At 58.5% G+C, this 21,816-nt stretch carries 17 protein-coding genes and 2 pseudogenes; 14 read left to right on the plus strand and 5 right to left on the minus strand.

Annotation, left to right across the window (positions count from 1 at the left end; translation table 11 throughout):
• Nucleotides 1–36: 36 nt before the first annotated feature.
• The 4 genes from XH89_RS37425 to XH89_RS37440 all read left to right on the plus strand — a co-directional run bounded on the left by XH89_RS37425 (nucleotide 37) and on the right by XH89_RS37440 (nucleotide 2,850).
• A complete protein-coding gene (locus tag XH89_RS37425; protein WP_128929586.1) occupies nucleotides 37–711 on the plus strand; it encodes a hypothetical protein in 675 nt (224 codons plus the stop codon).
• 83 nt (nucleotides 712–794) lie between these two features.
• Nucleotides 795–1,160, plus strand: a complete 366-nt coding sequence (locus XH89_RS42200; RefSeq protein ID WP_128929585.1) for a hypothetical protein — start codon at nucleotides 795–797, stop codon at nucleotides 1,158–1,160.
• Nucleotides 1,161–1,195: 35 nt separating this feature from the next.
• A complete protein-coding gene (locus tag XH89_RS37435; protein ID WP_371746380.1) occupies nucleotides 1,196–1,621 on the plus strand; it encodes a WGR domain-containing protein in 426 nt (141 codons plus the stop codon).
• A 245-nt stretch (nucleotides 1,622–1,866) separates the two neighbouring features.
• Nucleotides 1,867–2,850, plus strand: coding sequence for a hypothetical protein (locus XH89_RS37440; protein ID WP_128929584.1), 984 nt, complete (start codon nucleotides 1,867–1,869; stop codon nucleotides 2,848–2,850).
• Between the two features lie 200 nt (nucleotides 2,851–3,050).
• Here XH89_RS37440 and XH89_RS41505 read toward each other — a convergent pair.
• A pseudogene (locus XH89_RS41505) lies at nucleotides 3,051–3,271 on the minus strand (helix-turn-helix transcriptional regulator); the annotation flags it as partial.
• A gap of 898 nt (nucleotides 3,272–4,169) precedes the next feature.
• Between XH89_RS41505 and XH89_RS37445 the strand changes: the two are divergent.
• Entirely contained in the window at nucleotides 4,170–5,375 is a 1,206-nt protein-coding gene (locus tag XH89_RS37445; RefSeq protein ID WP_276575773.1) for a sulfotransferase, read from the plus strand.
• A gap of 113 nt (nucleotides 5,376–5,488) precedes the next feature.
• Here XH89_RS37445 and XH89_RS37450 read toward each other — a convergent pair.
• Nucleotides 5,489–6,184 (minus strand): annotated as a pseudogene (locus XH89_RS37450) (transposase); the annotation flags it as partial.
• Between the two features lie 334 nt (nucleotides 6,185–6,518).
• On the opposite strand from XH89_RS37450, the gene XH89_RS41510 reads away from it, so the two are divergent.
• The 6 genes from XH89_RS41510 to XH89_RS37480 all read left to right on the plus strand — a co-directional run bounded on the left by XH89_RS41510 (nucleotide 6,519) and on the right by XH89_RS37480 (nucleotide 13,287).
• A complete protein-coding gene (locus tag XH89_RS41510) occupies nucleotides 6,519–6,680 on the plus strand; it encodes a hypothetical protein (RefSeq protein ID WP_232995580.1) in 162 nt (53 codons plus the stop codon).
• Nucleotides 6,681–7,296: 616 nt separating this feature from the next.
• Entirely contained in the window at nucleotides 7,297–7,623 is a 327-nt protein-coding gene (gene mobC / locus XH89_RS41515; RefSeq protein ID WP_237866544.1) for a plasmid mobilization relaxosome protein MobC, read from the plus strand.
• Nucleotides 7,624–7,766: 143 nt separating this feature from the next.
• Nucleotides 7,767–8,696 carry a relaxase/mobilization nuclease domain-containing protein gene (locus tag XH89_RS37465; RefSeq protein WP_232995579.1) on the plus strand — a complete coding sequence of 310 codons (930 nt, stop codon included), beginning with the start codon at nucleotides 7,767–7,769 and terminating at the stop codon, nucleotides 8,694–8,696.
• 276 nt (nucleotides 8,697–8,972) lie between these two features.
• The gene (locus tag XH89_RS37470) at nucleotides 8,973–9,794 is read left to right on the plus strand and encodes a hypothetical protein (protein WP_232995578.1); all 822 of its coding nucleotides are present in this window, start codon (nucleotides 8,973–8,975) and stop codon (nucleotides 9,792–9,794) included.
• A gap of 1,150 nt (nucleotides 9,795–10,944) precedes the next feature.
• Nucleotides 10,945–11,715 carry a DNA-binding transcriptional regulator gene (locus tag XH89_RS37475; RefSeq protein WP_128929582.1) on the plus strand — a complete coding sequence of 257 codons (771 nt, stop codon included), beginning with the start codon at nucleotides 10,945–10,947 and terminating at the stop codon, nucleotides 11,713–11,715.
• Between the two features lie 15 nt (nucleotides 11,716–11,730).
• Entirely contained in the window at nucleotides 11,731–13,287 is a 1,557-nt protein-coding gene (locus XH89_RS37480; protein ID WP_128929581.1) for a hypothetical protein, read from the plus strand.
• 579 nt (nucleotides 13,288–13,866) lie between these two features.
• On the opposite strand, the gene XH89_RS37485 is transcribed toward XH89_RS37480, so the two are convergent.
• The 3 genes from XH89_RS37485 to XH89_RS37495 all read right to left on the minus strand — a co-directional run bounded on the left by XH89_RS37485 (nucleotide 13,867) and on the right by XH89_RS37495 (nucleotide 18,890).
• Nucleotides 13,867–15,960: an ATP-binding protein gene (locus XH89_RS37485; RefSeq protein ID WP_128929580.1), complete on the minus strand. Its 2,094-nt coding sequence runs from the start codon at nucleotides 15,958–15,960 to the stop codon at nucleotides 13,867–13,869.
• Nucleotides 15,957–16,970 carry an SIR2 family protein gene (locus tag XH89_RS37490; protein ID WP_232995577.1) on the minus strand — a complete coding sequence of 338 codons (1,014 nt, stop codon included), beginning with the start codon at nucleotides 16,968–16,970 and terminating at the stop codon, nucleotides 15,957–15,959. Before XH89_RS37490 ends, XH89_RS37485 begins: the two co-directional genes overlap by 4 nt.
• Nucleotides 16,971–17,576: 606 nt before the next feature.
• Nucleotides 17,577–18,890: a DUF2130 domain-containing protein gene (locus XH89_RS37495; protein ID WP_128955173.1), complete on the minus strand. Its 1,314-nt coding sequence runs from the start codon at nucleotides 18,888–18,890 to the stop codon at nucleotides 17,577–17,579.
• A 586-nt stretch (nucleotides 18,891–19,476) separates the two neighbouring features.
• Here XH89_RS37495 and XH89_RS37500 point away from each other — a divergent pair.
• From XH89_RS37500 to XH89_RS37510, 3 genes are all read left to right on the plus strand, one after another.
• Nucleotides 19,477–20,145: a DUF6088 family protein gene (locus tag XH89_RS37500; RefSeq protein WP_128929578.1), complete on the plus strand. Its 669-nt coding sequence runs from the start codon at nucleotides 19,477–19,479 to the stop codon at nucleotides 20,143–20,145.
• 9 nt (nucleotides 20,146–20,154) lie between these two features.
• Complete coding sequence (locus XH89_RS37505) at nucleotides 20,155–21,186, plus strand: nucleotidyl transferase AbiEii/AbiGii toxin family protein (RefSeq protein ID WP_232995576.1); 1,032 nt, start codon at nucleotides 20,155–20,157, stop codon at nucleotides 21,184–21,186.
• 294 nt (nucleotides 21,187–21,480) lie between these two features.
• The gene (locus tag XH89_RS37510) at nucleotides 21,481–21,687 is read left to right on the plus strand and encodes a hypothetical protein (protein WP_050631493.1); all 207 of its coding nucleotides are present in this window, start codon (nucleotides 21,481–21,483) and stop codon (nucleotides 21,685–21,687) included.
• Nucleotides 21,688–21,816: the final 129 nt, after the last annotated feature.

A 21,816-nucleotide genomic window follows, 5' to 3' on the forward strand; every position in this document is an offset into this window, starting at 1 on the left:
TTGATCGGTCGCTTTTCTATTAAAGGGGAACAATAGGTGGCATCAGTCGCGCGATATGTCGTTGAGCGGTCGCCGGACCAGGTCCGGCTCGCTTTCAAGAGCGTCCTCGAAATTTGCAAGGAAAGGAATATCTCCAGCGTGACGTTGGTGGTGCCGCAGAAGGGCGGCTTCGATCGGACCATCGTGGCCGAATTCCTCGGACCGAACGTCGTAAAGGCGCTCGTCAAGGGGCAACCCGTTCTGGTGGCGCAGGGCGTTCAGATGAAGTTGGAAAGTGCGCAGACCTCCCGGGGGAGTTGGTCAGATGGGCTGCTGATCGGCGGCCACATCTCGGACAAAGACATGAACAAGCTGGACGATGCGATCGGCGCGCAAGCGATCGTCTACCTTCCTTGGAACGATACCGACGGCAAAAACTGGCGAGCGACATGGGGAGCTCAGATCGTAGGAGCCACTACTGCACCGGCACCGACCGTTAGTTTGCCCGAGCCCGTGGAGGAGGCGCTGCAGAGCCTGACCCAAGCCGTCAATTTGGGTACGGGTCTCAATCATCCCTCAGACAAGAAACACGCAGAGCGCACAATCGCGCAGCTGCGTCAGGAAGGGCATTCGTTTGATCCAGTTGAGGTCCGCCGATGGGCTCAGCGGAACGGCTGGTCGTCAAGTGCGGCCGCAGACCTTGAAAAGGTAGCTCGCAAAGCATTCCGATAAGGTCAGTGTTGGATTCTAGTTTGGGATCCAGAGAAGGCAGCCGTTGAGAAGAATATATCGATGTCTCCTGCGCATTCGCCGTGATGGCGGACCTCAAGCGCGGCGAGCCGGATTGGAGCCTGCTGGGCGTCCCTGGCGCGGCGGACCTGCCGGCTATACGCTGGAAGCAGATCAATCTGGACAAACTGCCTGCCGAGCACAGGGCGAAGCTCGTCGCGCAAGTCGAGAAAGTCTTGCGCAACGCATGGGGTCGGAGGAGGAAACCCTCCATTTACCTGGCGGCCATGCGATGGCAACTTGTTCAGACGGCTTCTCCAGGGGAGACGCTGCCACCCAGCGAGGCCGGAGCGCGCCTCAGCTCAGTCGCCCATCGCGAGCCTCGCCGCGACCTGTCTCGTTGTCAGCATGAAATTTTTGAATCGTTGGCGCTGATCGATTCATTTATTTAATTGGACGGTCGATTCGGCGGCTGCGATTCTGGCGCATGTCCGAACTCACCGTGCAATATCTCGTGCTCGAGCGTCGCGATCCGGCCCGTAACATGGCGCGGTTCTATGTGCTCACGATTGAGCCGACGCTCTTTGGCGATACGGCATTGGTGCGCGAATGGGGCCGTCTCGGTGGGCGCGGTCGACGGCGACTCGATCTGTTCAAGCCGTCGAGGCTCTTGAGTCCTGGCTCAGGCGCAACGCCCGTCGCGGTTACGTCCAGCGGCACTTTCCGGGCTCGGAGCCGGCGTGCGACACGCCACAAGTCGGCTGATCTGGACAAAATGTCAGTGGAAGTATATCAAAGTAATCCGAGATCATACTCGACCATATTCCAAGAATTGCGAAAGTATTCCATAATTAATTATGCGAATTTAAATAGTGTCATGGTTTCAGTAGGAGAGATCAACCGAACTCCATAATAGAAATGCTCCATCAGTTGCTATTCAAGCGAGGCGTGGATCCGTGCGGCGCCAGATCGCCGGGAATGAGTGAAACAGATCGAGTCGACCGCGCTGTTGCCCACAAGCAGAGCATGTGTCATTCGACATGGTCACCGGCTCCCGCCATCCGGAACTGACCCCCCGCATTGCCTCACTAAAAATGTTACCGGACAACTTCTCTGCCGTGTCTGGGGCGGAGCTGCCGAATCAGTTCGGTGGCAGGTATGGCAGGGAAGATCAGCATGCGCGCAAAGCGCGAGATCAGATCAGCGGGTGGACCGAATGCTTTCCGCTTGTTGTGCGTGAAGCAGCTCTTGTGGTCGAAGCTCTCGAGCGCGCAGAACCTATTTCCCTGGCCCGTTCGGGGGCTCGATTTTGACAACGACAGCGCCTTCATGAACGACACGGTCGTGTCGTGGTGCCGTTCTCACGATGTCGAAGTCACTCGTTCCAGGGCCTACAAGAAGAACGATCAGGCATTCGTTGAACAAAAGAACGGAGCTATCGTTCGCCGCCTGGTGGGCTACGGGCGGTTTGAAGGCATTGATGCCGCCCGTTCATTGGTTCGCCTGTTTGCGGCGGCCCGGCTATACATCAATTTCTTCCAGCCCTCGTTTAAGCTGAAGGAGAAGCACCGCGAAGGTGCCAAGATGATCAAGTGCTATCTTCCTCCCGCTACGCCGTACGAAAAAGCATTGGTCCACCCGAGGCTCAATGAGGCATTCAAAGGTCGGCTGCGGGAGATTTACCGGACGCTTGATCCTGTGGCATTGCTGGCACAGATGCGGGACGCTCAGAATGAGTTGGGTAAGCGTGTCGATCAACGGGCTGGAAAGTCAGCGATGACTGTCGCGCAGGGGCACAGTGATTTGGCGGCCTTTGCCCGAGAGCTCGGCGATGGTTGGAAACAGGGTGAGCAGCGAGGCATTCATCGGCGTCGCTATGTGCGGCGCAAGCCTGTGCCACGTCGGCCATCGATGCTCGACCCATACATTCCCATCATCGAGGAATGGCTCGCCGCAGCTCCGCACTTGTCTGCGGTCGATCTTCTCTCCCTGCTGGAAGCGCATGCGCCCGGTCGGTTCAGCGGCCATCAGCGGCGCACGGTGCAGCGATTGGTGAAGAATTGGCGATCAAAGGCCGCTCGACAGCTCATCAGCAACACAGAGATCACACTATCGGTCCAAGCTTCGCGCCTTCGTATTTAATCCTGACAGGTTCTTTCGCTGAAGCACCGCAAGCCGCTCGCTCGCTACGGCGCTCTGGGGGGCGAGCTTCGCGAGCGGCTTGCTCCGACTCGCGGCAGTCGATCCAGAAGACACCAGGGTGACTTCGGTAACATTGTCATCTGAGGCAATATGGGGGGCAGTTTTCCATGGCGCGCGACACATAAGGAATGCGGTATTTGCCGCTTTGCGAGCAAGACCGTTCCTGTGCCGGGATCGCTGGTCGATTTCTTGGCTCCGCGGTCCACCAAGGCTTCGAGGTTTTCGAGCCCACCGAGCTTGCGATAAGTCGGCCCCGTACCGTATGTGCGATGCTTTTCCAAAGTTCGGCGGACAGGCCGAGAAAGCGTGCCGCTTCGGGGCTCCGCAAGTATCGCGGCGGCAGCCGGCGGTGGTCTGGCATTTGAGATGCTCCCTGCTCTTCTGGAGGGCTCGCGCGGCTGATCGCGTGCCGACGAGCATGATGGTGTGGAGTAGAAGAGCGCTTAAGGGGATGCCGAAGATGCGGGAATGATTTCGGCACCCCTGCTCTGTTCCTTGCGAGATGACAGGCAGAGCACGGCCGTGTCTCTTTGGATGCAGAGGCCGTTGGCCGGTTAAGCCATCAATCCACGGTATGGATGTGCTCCATCAAAACTATTGAGTTTTGCCGATCCTACGAATGGCGGATATTGGGTTCAGATGGCGCACTTAGACATCGAGATGAGCTACCGTCTTCTTTGGCTGGCGAGGGAATGGCATCGTGGCGGCTCGAAGCGACGGGCTTCCGCGGTCGCTTTGCCGCTTATTTCCGATAAACCACGGTATAGCTTTTCTGATGGTCTCAATATGGCTTAGCTCCGCGCGGCGGGGCGATGCTTGGAGGCTCCGGCCCCGAAAGGAGCTGGGCGCAGCCGATCTCAGGTGCGGTGCTGTGGCTGGCTAAATGGATTGAATTCATGGCACCCAGATCATGCGAAACAGGGATAGGGTCGTCTTCCATTTCCGCTACGAATGGGATCGATGAGAGTTACGGTCTATCTGCAACAAACCTGAACAACGGGCAATCTACGTACGCATTGCCAATCGGAGATGGCGCGCGTCCATCCGAAGCGCGCAGTAGGCGCTCATGCAGCGAACAAGCCAAAGCTGCCACAAGGGCCATCGAATGTTGTCGCGGCATGATGTCATCCTCGCGGATGTCACGTCATCTGAGGATAGGGATGGTTGACCCTATCTGGATTGCCATTGCTGGTGTTGTCTCTTTCTACCGGACGAAGGTTTTAAGACGGACGCTCGGTCTGTCCAAGATAGGCTGTTGAATGATGAACCGCGATGTAAGCCATGCGCCTGCGGTGTGCTTTTTGCTCGGTCTTCCCCGCTCGGGGACGACGCTGCTAGCGCATTTGCTGCAGCGGCACCCGGATATTTTGGCTCCGCCTGAACCGTGGCTCATGTTGGCACTTGAGGCCTTCGGTAAAGTCGACCACCGCCACCCAGCCGGCGCATCATTGGTTCAAAGCGCAACCTCGCAGTTCTTGGGGCGAATAGATCGGATGATCGTTACCCGCGCTTTTTCCGATGCAGCTTATTGCCAGTATTTAGCTGCTGCAGGCAAACGCACTCTCATAGACAAGACGCCGCGCTATTGGACGGTGCTCGACTTTTTGGATTCCCTTTATCCGGAAGCACCGCGTCTCGTTCTCATGCGTAACCCCTACGCCATCGCCGCATCACTGAAGACGACATGGGGCGTCCCTCTGCTGGCCGCAAGTTCCCCGCCCGCCATCGCATCGTGTCTCGCCGATATCGCGTTGGGCCAGCCCACGCCCGCGATCGCATCTTCTCTCGCAGATCTTGTCCTGGGCCTGCCTGCGCTAGCAGCATACCGCAGTCGACCTCAGACGCAGGTGGTCCACTATGAGACCCTTGTGGCGCACCCCGATGACGAAATTCGGCGCGTGCTTGCCGGCCTCGGTTACACTCCGACCGAGACGGGATCGGCGCCGGGGGGGCAGACGGACTATCTCCGCTCCAGCACTTTCGGAGATCGCAAGATCCTGGAGCGAAAGGCCGTCGATGACCGCTCAGTGGAGGCTTGGCAAACTGACTTGAGCATCGAAGAGATGCAAGTCGTGACCGACCTGGTTGGGGCGAAGCTCTTGACAGAGCTCGGTTATGAGCGGGATTTTCAGTACGCAAAGCAAGCCGGCGTCGTCGATAGGGGGCCGGAAGCAACCCAAGGCTATCGCCACTTATTTCGGACCTGCTGGGATTTTCTGGACGGCAAGACGGGAGGATCGTTCGAGCTCCCCGCCGAACTCAATAATAGTGGTGGGCAAGCGGAGGAACACGCCGCGGTTGCTTTCGCAGCCTCAGTGTTTCAGCAAGCGCAACGTCTGGCCGCCACTAAGAAGGAAGAGAATCTGCGGGTGGCAAATTCAATCGCGGCGCAGTTGAACGAGGAGCTCACGGCGGTCGTGTCCTCGGAGGTGAGGCGACAGCTTGCGCCGGCGGGCCGACGATAGGACAAACGCGTGACCACCGCGCGCCCGATCGCCCCACCGGCCCACAGGTCCCTCCCGCGCGCGCTGCTGCGTCGCTTGACGTGCAGTGGGAGCGAATAAGTCGAGGTAGTCGGTCATGATGTATCGCAGCGAGGTGCGCGTCGCGGCGGCGCACGCGGCGCAGGCCCAATCTCGACCATGCGGCCTCCGCAGATGGGGCACACGTCGAGGCGGTGACCAAGGAGGATGGCGCAGCGCTCACGATAGTCGACAGCTTCGGCAGGCGGAGGTGGCTGCGGGGCTTCAAGTGCCGCTCGGATGCGCGCGAGTTTGGCGGCGCGGCAGGCGTTCGCCAGGAAACCAAAATGACGGATGCGGCGGAACCCCTTCGGCAATATGTGAAGCAGAAAGTGACGAAGGAACTCCTCAGTGTCGAGCGTCATTACTTTGGATTTGTTCCCGGCGCGATAATCTTTCCACCGGAAGCGGACGTGGCCCTGCTCACAGGTAAGAAGCCGGCCGTTGGCGATCGCAACGCGATGAGTGTAGCGCCCGAGATAAGTCAGAACCTGTTCTGGTCCGCCGAAGGGACGCTTGGCGTAGACGACCCACTCGACCTTGCGGAGGGCGTTTAGATGGCGGGCGAATGCCGCTGGCTCGACGAGGTGCGCGAGATGGCCGAACAACTGGAGCTTGGTGCCATCGAACGCCGCCTGCAGGCGCTCCAGGAATAGCCGACGATGCAATCGTGATAGCACGCGAACGGGAAGGAAGAAGCCGGGGCGACAATGAACCCAGCTTCCATCAGGAGCGATCCCGCCGCCTGGTATGCCGGAATTTCTCCGGTCGAAGCTTGCGGGCTCGTCAATCCGTGCAGTGTATGAACTCTACCAGGCTTGGCGTGAGCAGCCCAACGCCGTCGAGACCATATGTGCAGCACAGGAGAGCTTCACCGACGCCCACGCCCGCCAGCTGGCTCGCAAAATTCGTAGCGGAGTTGGGGGCTCCCATGCTGATAGCGAAGGTGCCGCTGGAGCTCAATCGGCGCGAGGCCCGATCGCACCGCAAGTAGCATTGCGACCCATAGAGAGAGACCGTGTAACGGCGGCCGCGGAGAAGAGCTCCAGGTCTTCCGTCCATCGAAATGAGCGAATGAGTTCGTCAGTGACGATCAGAGTGCGCCACCAAGATCGCGCGGGCTGTCTTCTCGTCGATCGGCTCGCGTCTCAAGGCTCACGCCATGCCGTGCTGTTGGTCGATGGCGCAGAAGAAGTGGAAGAGGTGCCGGCATCGACCATCACCATCGAAGAGATCATTTTCGCATGAAGCTGGCCTTCGACTGTCTCCTCAGAAAGACCGCTGCGCTTGGCATGCCGGCGGAGCGGATTTCCCATCCGAAGGATGGCGCGTTAGCGCAGCAGCCGGAGGCCGAACGCGCCCCCCACAGCGCCGTAGAGAGGCCGGAGGCTGCTGGTAAGCCGCGGTCCACATACCCGGTGCCAATGTTGCCGGTCTCCACGCGCGGCGTTCGTGGAATAAGAGCACCGGGGCTGACGGCGGCGCCATTCCCGGAGGAATTCTGCGCATCGATCGTCGGCTGGGTTGGATCTCACCTGCAGCAAATCCCGAGCTTTGAATGCCGAGCCTGTTGGTTCGAACCAACACGGAGGGAGTGGAAGGATTCGCTTTTTCTAGTGCAGGATAGGCTTCGCGCCAGCGATGTATTAGATCGCGATTGGGATTGGAGTGCATGGCTCTGATCTCGCTTCGCGTCTCTGACGAAGTCGCTGCGGAGTTCTCAGCTTTGGCAGCGACCCAGGGCGGCAAATCCGCGCTCTTGCGGCGTCTCATTGCTGAGGCACTTGCTGAACCAGTGCCGCGCATCTCCGTGCTGCCTGTCGGGCGACCGGAGAAGGTGACGGTGCGATTTCGCGAGAGCGAGATGCGGCAGCTCGCGGAAGTGTCACATCAGCGCGGCATGACCCGAACCGGCTGGATCGTTGCATTGGTGCGCTCGCGGTTGGGATCACCGGTGCAGCATTCTCCAGGCGAGCACGAGGCGCTCCGCGCGATTGTTCGCGAGCTCAACCAGATCGGCGGCAACATCAATCAGATCGCGCGCGCAGCGAACGCCAGTGTGCTGCAGGGCAGGGCGGTCGAGCCCGATCTGTCCGCAATTCAAGAGGCCCAGTTGGTCATCGAAAAAGAGCTCGCGCAACTACGCAATGCGCTGCACGGCAACGCGGATTATTGGGATGGGCGGCGATGAGTCGGCGCCATAAGCCGCGGCCGGCAGACCTGGCCTCCGAGCTTCCGCCGATCTCATATGTTTGGGAAACGCCCAATCGGCGCCCGCGGCGGGCCGAGTGGGATATCCCCGATCCGGCGGTTCCTAGTCGCCTGACGCCGGCTATGCGCGCGAAGCTCGAACGGATCGTGCGCCGAGCGCCAGAGGTGATGGTCAAGATCACCGGCCGCACCAAGGACGTGGCGCATCTCAAGTCGCACCTTGCGTATATCACGCGAAACGGCGAGCTCGATGCGGAAACAGAGCAGGGCGCGAGTCTGGCCGGTCGTTCCGGATTGAAAGACCTACAGCAACGCTGGGAGGATGATGCCGGCCTTGACGACAAGCGCCGCCGTGATGGGTCGCTTTCGATCAACATCATTCTGTCGATGCCGGCTGGCACCGATGCCGTCGCCGTCAAGGATTCAGCCCGGGCATTTGCCATCGAAACGTTCGGGGACAATCATGACTATGTCTTCGTCCAGCACCTCGACGACAAACATCCCCACGTGCACTTGACCGTCCGGTCCCTGGGCCACGACGGCAAGCGTCTCAACCCTCGGAAGGCAGATCTGCAGGCTTGGCGGGAGCGATTTGCTGGCGAACTCCGGCTTCGCGGGATAGCGGCCGAGGCAACGCCGCGGCGAACCCGCGGGCGAGTTCAAAAGGCCGATCGCGGGGCGGTGCTCGCTATGCGCAAGCGAAAAATCGTACCTGATGTCGACCGGCTCGCCCGGAAAGAGGTGCTTTCGGAGGTGAGGGGCGGCACGACTGCAAAACGTCCTTGGGACGAGCAGATCAAGTCACGTCAGGATGCGATCCGGCGGCGATATCTCGATTACGCAGCCGAGCTGCAGCATTCTGGAGCGGCGGCAGATCACGCGCTCGCGCGCCAGGTTAGGCAATTCGTGAACGACATGCCCGCCGTTGAAACCCGGCGGCATGCACTAAAGAATGAGCTTTCGGAGCTCACCAATAGCCGTCGCCGCAAGGCAGAGCAGGGAATCGATGCCGAGTTGCGCGGTCACAAGCGAGACGATGAGCGGACGAGGTAAGGCGCCCGCGCGCTCCGCCAACCGTTTCATCGGTTGGCACGTAGATGTGCACTGGCGGCTTGTCATGTTCCTCGAGCGCGCGAACAGCATTGGAGCCGTCAACGGGAAGTTACACCCCTATGGAGCGGCTGCCCTGAGGCGCCTAGGTCCTTGAAAGCTGGCTGATAGATCGTGCATTCTTCGAATCGGCCGTCTCGCCGGACCTGCCACAGGGTCAAAGTGGGCACTATTTCAAATCCTTGGATCGACCGTCATATCCAGGTCGGTGCGTAATCTGTGGACATCGGCCGCCGATATGAACAGGTGGATCCTTTGACCGCTATCCCTTTGACTGAATCTGCGCTCACGTCCGTGAAGCGTGCGGTTAGGCAGGGCTATCCGAACTACAAATCATCCCATCTGACCGAGGCGATCGCAGCCGCATGCGGCTTTGCAAGTCATGCAGCGCTGCGAGCCCGCATGTTGGAGCGTGCACCGGTGCATCCGGACTTTGCATTGCTCGAGGAATTGCCGTTCCTGAGCCGGCTCGCGGCGATGACGGGTGTTCCGACATCGGACGAAGACCTCCGCGGATTCTCCTTCGATCGCCTCAACTACGAGGGTGCGGACGTGATTCCGACCGCGTCCAAGGGGGTAACCAAGGTGAAATACGACGGGTCCCGCAGGCGGCGGGCCTGGCGCAATGTGATGGTCGCCGGGATCAATGCTGGCATCGACCAGGGATTGTTTACGCCGCGTGCAGGAGAAAACAGCTGGCCGCTGCTGGATCCGAGGTACGGGGACGATGGTCGAACGTACCGATTCATGATCGAGGATATTGCGGCGATTGCCAGCGTTCACGACGCGGATTGGGACGAGCTATCAATCCACGTTGCTCTGTGGCCTGCGATCGACGGCGAACGCTGGGTCCGAACGGCAAATGGCGGTTTCCTGGCGGGCGAGGTGTTTGCATCCGGATGGCTTGAGCGCCGTGACGGAGCGTGGCTCCAGGTGGGAGATCACCCCGAGTTTGGTTGTCGGAAGCAGCGCCTGGACCTGATCGCCGCGCTGGATATTCGGCCCAAAGGTTATGCGGATCGCGGCAGCTTTAGGCTTTGATTACGAACGAGGTGCGGGCTGCACGACAGTGCCAAGAAGGAGACGCTTCGCTCTCTCTACGCCTTTGCGTGCTGCGCGCCCCGACTGCGGGATGCCTGTGAAGGCGGCTGTCGGGATCAGACTGATGATGCCGGCGAAAAGTGAGTTTCCTCGGTGGCGATGATGTGCCAGTACGGAGAGCGACATAGTAGGCGCCGGGCAGGAGATGTGTGCTACCGGTGTCGAGGACCAAACGGCTGCCTGGATGGATGATCTGCAGGCGATCGGCAGGCAAGTCTCGCCACCGTGGCGACACGATCAGCACGACGGCGGTCGCCGGCTGACAGCCTAGCGTCTCAACAAGATAGACTTCGGGAAGCCGCGTCTCGTGGGCTCGATAGGGGCCAGATGCCACCAAAGCGGGCAGCGGCCTCTCAACTGGACTCGAAGCCGGCCGCTTTTCGGGCGGCGTGAAGTCGTTAGCCCGATCCGTGTCCCGCTTGTTAAGGCTCCTTCATCCCCGATCTTTTCCGACGACCTACCCCTTCGGGTTGGCCCTGCCCGTCGATTTCAAGGAGTCGTTTGCCCAGCTCCTTCTTTAGAGCGTTGCGATCGCCACCGGACAGGGGTGTTGGATGGTGGTTAAGCGCCATTGAGTAACAAACCGATCGCGAGCGGATCCTTTAGGAGCTCTTGAAAGATAGCCAGCAGCCATCCTCCTCGTAGCGCGCGCTACGATTCTGACATGTCCGATCGGCCGACTTCTGCCCGACGTCCTTCCAGACTGCATGCTGATCGAAAGACCCGACCGCATCTGCCTTTTCGGATCTCAACGATTCGACTGCAGCGCTGGCAGGTCACCCGCAAAACGTGACGAGGGATCTCCGATAGCCGTCGCTGCTGAATTGGCACGCCTGGACTCGTTCCGACGCTCGCGTCAGCCAGGATTGAATCCCAATACTCTTGCGGTAAATCTGCGTCTGAACCGACGGAATGCGATGACGACGACCGAGTAGCGGCGGTCCATTTTTCAATCTGTTTTGGTGACGGCATTCGCCAACTCGCGCGTCGGGACGACACTCCCGCGGAAGGGGAGGGGGACAAAGCAGGTTCTTTTTTCTGACATATTGTCAAAATACGAAGGACAAATTATCAAAACGGATTTTACATAATGACAAGTATTGAGCTGACTGAAATTTTGACATTTCTGGGCCTCGACCTGGCCGAGGCTGCGCAACTGTTGGGAGTTTCGACGCGAACGCTTCGAAGATGGATGGAAGGCGAGGAAATTCCCGGTCCGGCCCAAGCCGCTCTGCGTGCCTGGCACCAACTCCACGCGCGGCACTTGGCTTGGAAGCCGGACGCCATTTCCATATTCGAGAACGACCAAGCTCAGCTCGAGCGTGCGCGACTTCATGCGCGAGAGGTGAGCGGGCTGATCAAAGCGGTCGAAGCTCGCGGCGGGCCGCAAAATCCATGGTCGGTCAATATCGCTAAAGGCGTTGCGACGTTCGGTCCTTTTGAGATCGGGTTTTACAACCTGCAAAACGGAAGCTTCTCTCTCAGCGGGTACCGCCGCAAAGACAGCTCGCCGGACCTCGTGCGGGACAGGCCGTACCTTGAAGATGCCGCGTACAGCATCAGCATGGCTTTTTCAAAGGCCGGCGAAAGCGAAATTGCGCTGGACAACGTCGCGGAGTACGTCCGAAAACATTCGGCCGCGTTTGTTGTCGATGGCCCGCAGCGGCTGTCGCCTGCGGACTCCAAACGCCGCCAGCGGGACATCGAATTACTCGCCGGCAAAATCGATGAACTGGCGAAGCTTGCCGCCAAGGGCAGCGCCAATCACCTTCAATTTGAGGAATTACTGCATCAACTCCACGAACTCGGGTTCTTCCCGACTATCGATCTGGTTTCAGCAGTAGCTAAGGCTATGGTCTAAAATATGAAGAATTCAGTGAGCGTTCCAGATCTTGGCGCGCGAGGTGAGAATGTGTTCATCGGTTGGTGTGAACCGGAAGGGTTTCGTGCCCAGAAATCACAGGCAGACCGTCTCGGCTGGGACTACCTCCTTGAAGGCGAGCCTTTGCGGATGAAAGAGCGTCCGCTTGATTCCCAGAACGATCTTCCGAAATTCTTGATCCAAGTGAAAGCGACAGAAGGATCTCAGCCGCCGAGGATCAAGCTGTCGGCGCTCAAGCATCTCGTTGATGCTGACCTGCCGGCGGCGATCGTCGTCATGTTTTTCGTCAAAGACGGGCGGACGCCGATTCGCACTCTCCTCGTCCCGGTCGATCAAAAAATGATCTACGACACCCTCAAGCGGGTTCGCAGCGAGGAAGCCAAAGGAAAGCGGAACATTCACAGAATCACGATTCTTGTGCCACTCGATCGTGCGGTAGAATTGTCTCCAGCAGGAGAAGGGCTGGCAAAGGCTTTAAACGGAATGCTCGGAGGGGCACCTGCCGATTATATTGCAGGGAAGGTCGACTACCGCAAGACTTGCGGTTTTGATAACAGATCCATTGTCGGTCGATTTTTCGTTCCAGGAGAAAATGCGGGCGAAAAGATCGGTCAGCTCTTTTTGGGTGGCCCTCGCACGCTTAAGGTGACGGACCTGACGATTGAGCGACGCCGGTTCGGAATTCCGCTCGACAATGATCGCGATGAGTTTCGGGAAGCGGTGCTGGAGCTAAACGTATCGTCATCGATGTCAACCACGGTTGAACTTTCTTCGGAAGCAGGCGAGTGGACCTCGGTAGAGCTCGAGATGTTCGTCACTCCGATATTCGATGGAAAGCTCGGGCCGGTGCGACTTGCAAACAACTTCCTTGAATTTTTGATCGACTTTCCGAAGGCGGAGGCGAACCTAACGCTCAACTATGACGGTGAACGAATTGTCGACCTGGAGGAGGCGGTCGCCATCATCGAGATTGGCGTCATACTGGCCAGGCCGCAGAAATCGATAACGCTCCGTTTCAAGGGAAAAGAGCTCAAGTTGGAAATGGCACCAGGCGAAGGGCCATTTGCGCATTGGATTCCGGCCGCGCCAGTTCTTCGTAGGATTGTATCGGCGATGGTTCGGGCAGGTCGGCAGACAGCGCGCCGCTTTAAATTTGCCGACTTCGTCGATTGGGTTGATACTCACATCGAATTTCTTGCCGTAGCATCAACGCCAGGCGTCAATATCATCTTCAACCATTGGCCTGACGAAATTCAACTGACTTCTGACGATGCTTTGTTGACGCCTTTTTCGCTCGAATGTTTTGGGTCGTGCTATACGGCGCTTATCGAACTTCCGATTGTATCATCGAGCCGCTCGGAGCCGGAGGTCACGCTCATCGGTGGTCGGCCCCATATTGTATCAGAGGTGGTGCGGGCATTGAATGCCGATACGTCTGACTTTGTCGAGAGCGCAGTTGAACGATCGAATAAGGATCGGGGGTCGAAAAGACCGGCCTTTTTCGCGGAGGGATTCTCTAACTGGGATAAGGTCATGCTCTCCATCTCGTAGAGAAGTGCTTATCAGTCACAACGGTGGAAGTACGACCGTAAAAAGCAAGGCCAGCGCAGCCGGCAAAGTCGGCTGAGCTCTCTAAGGCTGGAGACGAGCTTGCGGGGAAAGCAGTCTGCTATTGGGAAGGCAGGTGCTATTCTTTCGATTTCGTCGACACCCTCATCCTCAAAAACTTGGCGCCAGTTGATTGCAATGGTGTCGATCCGATCGATCTCGGCCCTAGCCTCGTCTGTGCTCAGCACGAAGTCCCCGCAACACGAAACGCAGTTAGCAATGCTCGGGCACTTGCTGCCGGATCAGTGTTTCCGTCGAAGCGATCTCATCGCCTGCTGACGCCGGCCGACTTACGCCACTCAACTTAGCGGGCAAGCTGTCATTCGGCATGCAAAATTGGATGCTGAAGGGATCAATTGTGACGCCGAATGACAATAGCGGATTCGACGAACTCGACCTCGCTCTCCGTCTCGTCCTGCAAGCCATTGAGCAATGAGATCACCAGCTCACCTTGTTTTCTCCCGTCGGACTCATAAGGCGTGCGGCAGTCATGGAAACGTCTGATCGAGGAGCGCAGTCTGTTCAATTCTGCGCACTGCCGGTCCAATCGCCGACGAGGGTGGGCCAATCGATCGGACGTGGGTTCTTGCCGATCCAAACGTCCCAGAAATCTGGGTCTGACGATTGCGGCCGATGTGCCTCGGCAAGTTCATCCATCTCCACGAGCAAAGGAATCGGCGTGGCCCATCCCAGCAAAATTGCCTGACGGGATGGTAGGCTAGGTAGCTCCTTTAGCAAGCCCGCCACATTGTCGGGAACGAGACGTCCAACTAGCGCCTGATCGAGGTCGTTTACGATCCGGTGCAGTAGGAAAGTATTGCACTGTGCAAGGATCGTGGGCGAGAGCTCCGATGGGCGTTGTGACGATAGCATCAATCCAAGACCAAACTTGCGACCTTCGCGCGCGATCTTTTCGAACGTCTCGCGACAGAGCTGGGTCGGGTTTTCTGCCGGCCCATCTTCGTTGGCGCCTCGCCGAACAAAGTTGTGTGCTTCCTCTAGAACCAAGGTCGTGGGCAGAGGTTTGCCATCAGGATGAAGCCGTCGGTAGCGCTGCAATGCCTCAAACGTCAGCCGTCCCAGAACCGCAACGACTACGTGGATTATTTCTGAAGGCACCAACGAAAGGTCAACGATTGCGACCTGTCCGTTGGCCGAGGCGTTGCTGCCCACGAACGCGTCAAGCCAGGCATCGAAGGTGATCGCCGGGTCACTTCCAATCACTTGACCGAGTCTCGGGTCCGACATCATGCCGCGGATGCGCATGCCGAGCGTGCTGATGAATCCGGCCAACGCACCTCCCTCCGTCGCTGCTATCCTCTCAAGGTGCTCTGGCAGCATGTGTACGTCGAATGGTATCGGTGCATCTTCCGTAAGATGCGCGATGGCGAAAGCATCCTCTACCAGATCTACGAAGCTCTGCAGTGACCTCCGCACCGCTTCCATGTCCTGTACTGAGAAGGAGTTGAACCAGTCTCCTGACCGACGGGAATTAGCGATAGTTTCGATAATGCTGCTTATCTCTTCCAGAGCTGTCTTGTGCTCACCATCAACGGATTCCGTCATATTGCTGCAGTCTGATGCAATGTTGTCTAGCAGTTCGCCGCAGCGCCGCCGATTGCTTGCGCTGCCAGCGTAGGTCGCGGCACCTTCGGCCAACATAGCGGCGATCATGATGCGATAGGAATACAAATGCCGCCTGACGATAGTTTGGCGAGGCGTCCCCGCCAGCTGCCCGTTCTTTAGTTCACGAAGCGCTTGGAGCAGCAGGGGCCGCTGCGCTCCGGGTCGTGCGAACGATACCGCGGTCCACTCGTGACCGTTCCAGAGCCAGGCCGGCAGACGGAGCGCGCGTTCACCCCTGTTGAGGTCGATGGGCGGGACACGAAACAGGCGGATATTTCCGCCCCTATCTGCAAATGCTTTGGCGTACTCCCCATTAGGATCAAGAATAATAAACCGCGCATTCGGCTGTTCTGTGCCATTCTCAAGAGCGGCCTGCGCCGCATCGAGTGACCAGCGGATCAGCCCAGCGACGGAGCAGGATTTTCCACTACCGGTGTTGCCGAGTACGGCGACGTGCCGCCCGAAGATCTTATCGGGATCGACCATAATTGAGGTATCTGCAGCCAGCGGTGACGAGCCGATGCGAACGCGGCGGTCCTTGTCCTTTGCTCCGACGATAGCTGTGATTTGTTCCGGCGTTGGGATTGGTATCTGATCGCCTACCGAAGGGAACGCAACGATTCCTCGACTCAATTCGAACATACTGCTTCCCTCGCGTCGGTTTCGAGCGACAGACAGGGTGCCGATCGGAGTGAGCGACATCTTCCGCAGAGGGAATGGCAGATCGATCAGGCCGAAATCCTTAAGCCCCGACCGTTTGGGGTACGGCGATCGTTCAATCCCGATCCACGTGACGTAGGCGACGGTAGCACCAGCCTCATTCGGTATCAGCACGTAACTATTGAGCCTTGGGAAGCTCATCGGTGTGCCGGTGTTGAGCGCAGTAGCCTGTGGCGCATCGAGATCGAGCAGCACACGGATCTCATCCGAGGAGATCGACTCGACCGTGCCGATGACCAGTTCAGCGAGCCGTTCGATCGGGGAGCTCACGTTCCTCCTCCAGAGCCCGCTGGCGGCTGACTCGGTTCGGCTGGCGCCAGGCCCGCAGCGGCATCTGCGAAAGCGCGGTTCTTCAGCAAGTCAGACATACGCCCGGTGATGTAATCGAGCGCGGGCTTTGGCAGATAATCGTCGACGAGGTGCTGGAGGCTTCCGAAATGGTTGCCGGCGAGGAGGCTGACTTGTGCAGGACGAGTTTGATTGAGAAATCCCTTGATGCGATCGTCTAGTTCAAAGGCGATGATCACGAGGTGTGCGGACGGAACCGACAGCATATCGAGCAGAACACGGTTGATGTGGTCATCACCGAACCCGTAGCCGTAGGTCACCACCACCGAGTTGGGTCTGCAAGTTGCCGAGGCGAAATCACGGAATAGCTCCGCATAAGGATATTGGGTGGTCTCCACGTCCTTAGCCGGATTAGGATAGATCATCACGGTATCAACTGGAGAATCTGGTAAGCTCGGATGATCGTCGTCGGCACCAAATGGTGTCTCTGACCGATAGATCCGATGCGCGATGGGGTCGAAGCGCCAATCAAGGCTGCCGTGGAGCTTGGTCAGACGGACGACGCCTTCCATAAAGCGCGGCTCACCGCGGATCCCGGGTGGGTTGTAATGATAATCGAGCTCGATCCGAGTGTTGCGGAACAGTGGACGCAAGCTCCCCACAAAGCGATCAATGATCCGTAGCCCCGCTTGATCGCAGCCATGTTCGATCAACCGGTCGTAGTTGGTCGTGAAGATATGTAAACGCTCGCGTGAAGCGGCGCGGCTGACGAAGCTGAGCAGAAATGACTGCACCGTCGCCAGTGCTGATGCACTGTTTGCTTCGAAAATACCTCGCTCGGTAGCAAGCAGTGAGGTTAGGAATGTCGCGATTGCGGAGTTAATGTCGTCGCGAACACCTTGCGCCGACCCCTTATCGATGATGTCAAGACCATCGAGCACAGCAATGGCGCTACGCAACTGATCTTCGATGTTAGCTTGACCGCGACCCATCTTTTTGGCGCTTGCGGTCGCGTGACGAGGATTGCCTTGGCATGTTTCGACTTCCCCGTCGCAATCGCCATACCCGTCGCCTTGACGCCGGCAGCGAAGCCCACAGCAATGGTAAAGCCGCTGCCAAGCAGGAGGTTCAGATGCTCAGCTTGGAATACCGCCGAGAGCCACGGCTCGATCTTTCGGCGGTGTAGCGCGATGAACCGATCAAGTTCGTCTGCGCTTTCTGGGATGCTATCGAAGGTCTCGCTCGATGCACCAACCCGGTAACCGTGCGCCTTCCACTCCATGGACCCTCGCGACGAGTTGCAGGACCGACCTGAGTCCCCGCTAGTAAGTCTTAAAGCAACATAATCAGAGGTTGCAAGGCGGGCAGGTAGTCAAAGTGAAAAAGGTAAGCAGCGAAGCGGCGAGGGGATGAAGGGCATCGAGATTAGCTTCCTCGACTAATCGCTTGAACCGGTGAGGAGACGAGATCTGACGAGGAGTGCCGCTATCCTGGCTCCCTCACGCCTCCAGCTTCAGTCGATCCCGTCCGCCGGCTCGGGTGGAGGCGGCGGGAGCGAGGTATGCTCTCCGACTCGAGCTCGCCATCAGCTTCCGCCATCATCCCACCTTTCGTTCAGGAGCGGCGTGGCTCTCAAGCAGTGGCATATCCAGGCTCGGAATCTCTGGCATGGCTTTGCCGGCGATCGCCTGCAAATCGCCCACCATGCCAACGGTCGACTCCACCACGGCGAGGATCTGAGTTTCGCGCTTGGCCCATTGCCGGCCCATGAACTTGCGTTCCTTGTCCAGGTCGTCGCGCATATCGTTGAATTTCTCAACCACAGCTTCTACCCGCTGCCGAAACTTCGTGCCGGTCAGGTAGTGATAAACCTGCTCCATCTTGGTCTGCTGACCCTGCTGAACGAGGCGCGATCCGCTTACGTCGATCAGCCCCTGGCGCAGCGCCACGGCGACCGGCAATGCGCAACGCGGATGGGCCACCCATACGCCGTCGACTAGGTCAAATTGCTCGACGTGCTTCGGCAGCGCATGAGAGATGATCAGAGCGACGTCGGCGGCGGAACGACGCTGGTCGTCACGCAGTTTGGCAAGCCATCCGTCACTCCATGCCTTGGTTCGCTTGGTTTCCCAAAGGATGATGCCGGCAGGTTTGCCAATGGCGCCATTTATCTGTTGAATAACGTCCGCCCCAAGCTCACCTTTTCCAACCGGCTCAATCGAATCGGTCGGAAAACGTCCGCGCAGAAGCTCTTCGAGCTCGAGCTCGAGTACTTCCCCTTGGGATTGCTGTGATCCCTGCTCGGCCTTGCGCTTGAGCTCCTCGATCGTTCGAGACATCGACTCGATAGTCTGGTCCTTCTCTGCAACGCGTAAGCGCGCAGCCTCGTCGGCTTCCTGCCTGGCCTTGATCTGGATTTCGCTGATTGAGGCCTGCACGCGCTTCTCTATTGTCAGGTCGAGCTCGCGCTTTTCCCCCTCGAGTGCGCGCTGCTGTCGCATCAGTTCGGCTTGCTGCTTTTGGGCCTCGGCAAGCTTTGCGTTGTTGGTAAGCAGGTTGGCTCGCAGCTCCGCGGCTTCCGCTTCCTTCGCCTGCAGCTCGGCCGCGGCCGCCTCTCGCGCCTTCTTGCTTTCGGCCGCGACCAGCTGGGCACGTTCGGCGATCAATCGTTTCGCAACGTGGTCCTCGATTTGCTCGCGGTCCTTAGCGACCTGCTCGCGTTCCAGCCGCAGTGCCTCGGTCTTACGCTCCATCTCTGCATCTTTGCTGGCCAGCTGCTGTTGAAAGCGCTGACGAATTTCAGCGAGGAGGGGAGCGGCCAATGATTCCGTCAACCGGATCTCGTGATTGCAGTTGGGACAATGCAGGGTAGGTTCGTGTGAAGCGCCGGCTGCGGTTACTTTGAAACTCATGAATTCCCCCGTCATCGTAGAGCAGGATTGAACACCATCCGCGCGCGATTGCGATGTCGCCGCTCTCGATGTCCACATCCGCGTCGCCGATATCGACCTGGCCGGGGGATTTTCCACGGAAGGCATCACGACATGTCGACGTAAGGCCACGCCTCAGGGCGAGCCGTTCTATTGGGAATATATTCTAGATGAGAACAAAACAGGATCAAGCGCCAATTGGCTGCGCAGGCTGGTGGAATAACCCTGTCGTTCCATCCAGGCAGCATCGACCAGAAGCCCCTGAGGGAGAGTCCTTTCGAGCTTGTTTAGCTTTCTGTCCTTTTGCTCAGCCATACTAAGTAAATTAGCACTTTTCCAAACCAACCCGAGGGAATCCTCTATTTTACGTAATCTGACTGGGCAAAGACGCCGAAACAGCCGGAAATCTCGCGATGGCTCCTGGAAGAGGCCCATCGCGTGGTGCTTCGCTGCTCCGATATGTTCCGGCGCCGAAATTAGACGGCCGTAAGGAATATGAGTCATATTTCCTACGCGGTCTTGACTTTGTAAGATTTAAGGCGCAAATTTCTTACAAGGGAACCGTAAAATGGCTAGCACAGCGAACCAGATATACGATCGGATGAGCCATGACCCTCAGCCGAGCAAGGTATGGACCGCACGCGATTTTGCGGACACCGGCACTCGATCGGCTGTCGACGTCGCCCTCCACCGCCTCCGGAGTGACAACCGCATCAGGCGCATCGACCAAGGTCTCTACGATCTTGCTCGCACCAACCAACTGACGAAGAAGATTTCGCCACCGGACTACAAGTCGGTGATTCAGGCGGTCGCGAGACGGGACGGCGCCAAAGTACTGGTCGACGGAATAACCGCCGCCAACAACTTGGGACTTACCAACGCCGTCCCGGCGAAGGTGGTCGTGTGGACGGACGCCCGCGTGAAGCCGATCCAACTCGACCAAATGGTCATCGACTTCAAGAAAGTCGCGCCAAGTCGACTTCTGTGGGCTGACCGCCCGGCCGCGCAGTTGGTGCAAGCTCTGATTTGGCTGCGCGACGTTCTTCCTTCGGATGGCGACAAGATCGCAAAGCGCCTCAAGTCCATCCTGAACGACGGCGACGACGGGCACCGCATGCGAAAGGATTTGCAGGACCACTTGGGTGATCTCCCCGACTGGCTCGTTCCTATCGTAAAAGATATCCTCAAGTCCGACGCAACGGCGCCAGATCCGCTCCCGCCGATCCGCGGCCAATGAGATGCGATCATGACCGACCTGCCGCAGATCATTCGAGCAAGCGCTGAAGACCGGCGGGGACTGTTCCAACAAACCGGACAGCGTCTCTCGTGCCCCCCGGAGAACATCGAAAAGGACTTTTGGGTCTGTTGGATCCTCGACGCGCTCTACAACAAGGCGGGCATCGAGCAGCGTCTGCTTTTCAAGGGCGGCACGTCACTCTCGAAGGCCTTCGATCTGATCCAGCGGTTCTCGGAAGACATCGACATCACCGTATTCCGCGACGACCTGCCCGGCGAAAACTTCCCGTCAGATGACGATCTCCGCGCGATGGGATCGAACGAACGCAAGCGAAAGCTTGACGAAATAAAGGAGCGGTGCAGCAGTTTCATTAACGGCGAATTCCAGAACGCGCTGACGAACTTCGCCGCTGGTGAGCTCGAAGGACTGACGTTCAAGATCGAGCCCGATCCGGACGACCCCGACGCTCAATCCCTGCTCTTCCACTATCCAAGCGCATTCGCGGATTCCGACGAGCGGTACGTCCGACGCGTCGTGAAGATCGAATCCGGCGCTAAGTCGGCGCTCGATCCGCATGAGACGAAAACGATCAGTCCATATTCTGCCACCGACACCGACGGCCTGGACCTCACCGTGCCAAACGTGCTGACGATCAAGCCCGAGAGGACGTTCTGGGACAAGATCATCATCCTACACGGACAGCGACACTGGTTCCAGAACAGAGGGGAGCTCTACAAGGACGGGCAGCGATTGTCGCGCCATTACTACGACATATTCCGGCTTCTGACCTCCGAACACGGCGAAGCCGCACTTAAAGATCTGGAGCTCGCGGAAAGCTGCGTTCGCCATGCCCGCCTCTACTTCAACCGGAAGCCTCTCGATCTCGACCAGGCGACTCCCGGAACGTTCGGTATCGTACCGGTCGACGGCATGCTCGAACCTTTGAAGGCGGACTACCAGAAGATGGCCGGCATGATCTTCGGAGGATCCCTTCTTTCGAGGATATCCTCGGCAAGATTAAAGCAGCCGAAGCGACCTTGAACGCCACCTGACCAAAGTCTCAATCGGTCCTCCACCGGCTACAACCCTGCCGATGGACTTGCCGACGTGCCTGCCGTCGGCGGCCGTCGCGAAGTCGGGTACCCACATCATCGGCGAAACCCGGTGGAGCGATTGAAAACGAGTTCGCTGGACGCTTAGCCTCGATACGGCTTCGATGCCAGGCGCACGCCGCCGTCAGGGATTCCTAAGTTCGGACGGGCAAAAGGCTGCACTTGACGATTGCGAAGAATGTGCGACCATAGGTTGTTCACGGAAACGGGGCGGGAGGAAGCCATGGCGCGAAAGCCGACCAAGAAGCCGAAGGTGAGCTTGATCGTCTCCGACGACAAGGACGTAAAGTTGAAGGTCCGACCCGGCAAGCTGCACGTCGTTCAGGTCGAAACTATCACTCCGGATCTGAAGAAGGCCGGTCGCGTCGGTGCTCGGCTTTGCGGGTACGGCACGAATATCTGCCTCGCCATCGTCGATATCGACAAGTGACTGCAGCGCGGCATCGTCTGCGATCATCGCGCTACAACTTCTGCGTCCCGCTAGGCGACGACAACGTCCTGTACAACGCGGGTACGGGCGCTTCGGTTCGGCTGTCGGGCCAGGACGCGCGCGAGCTTG

The sequence above is a fragment of the Bradyrhizobium sp. CCBAU 53340 genome (genome assembly GCF_015291645.1).
GTDB lineage: Bacteria > Pseudomonadota > Alphaproteobacteria > Rhizobiales > Xanthobacteraceae > Bradyrhizobium.

Bases quoted from the DNA above. Each gene is read 5' to 3' on its own strand.
- XH89_RS42200 (WP_128929585.1), top strand. From the start codon at position 795: ATGGCGGACCTCAAGCGCGGCGAGCCGGATTGGAGCCTGCTGGGCGTC.
- XH89_RS37435 (WP_371746380.1), top strand. From the start codon at position 1,196: ATGTCCGAACTCACCGTGCAATATCTCGTGCTCGAGCGTCGCGATCCG.
- XH89_RS37440 (WP_128929584.1), top strand. From the start codon at position 1,867: ATGGCAGGGAAGATCAGCATGCGCGCAAAGCGCGAGATCAGATCAGCG.
- XH89_RS37445 (WP_276575773.1), top strand. From the start codon at position 4,170: ATGATGAACCGCGATGTAAGCCATGCGCCTGCGGTGTGCTTTTTGCTC.
- mobC (WP_237866544.1), top strand. From the start codon at position 7,297: ATGCGGCAGCTCGCGGAAGTGTCACATCAGCGCGGCATGACCCGAACC.
- XH89_RS37465 (WP_232995579.1), top strand. From the start codon at position 7,767: ATGCGCGCGAAGCTCGAACGGATCGTGCGCCGAGCGCCAGAGGTGATG.
- XH89_RS37475 (WP_128929582.1), top strand. From the start codon at position 10,945: ATGACAAGTATTGAGCTGACTGAAATTTTGACATTTCTGGGCCTCGAC.
- XH89_RS37490 (WP_232995577.1), bottom strand. From the start codon at position 16,970: ATGGGTCGCGGTCAAGCTAACATCGAAGATCAGTTGCGTAGCGCCATT.
- XH89_RS37495 (WP_128955173.1), bottom strand. From the start codon at position 18,890: ATGAGTTTCAAAGTAACCGCAGCCGGCGCTTCACACGAACCTACCCTG.
- XH89_RS37500 (WP_128929578.1), top strand. From the start codon at position 19,477: ATGGCTAGCACAGCGAACCAGATATACGATCGGATGAGCCATGACCCT.
- XH89_RS37505 (WP_232995576.1), top strand. From the start codon at position 20,155: ATGACCGACCTGCCGCAGATCATTCGAGCAAGCGCTGAAGACCGGCGG.
- XH89_RS37510 (WP_050631493.1), top strand. From the start codon at position 21,481: ATGGCGCGAAAGCCGACCAAGAAGCCGAAGGTGAGCTTGATCGTCTCC.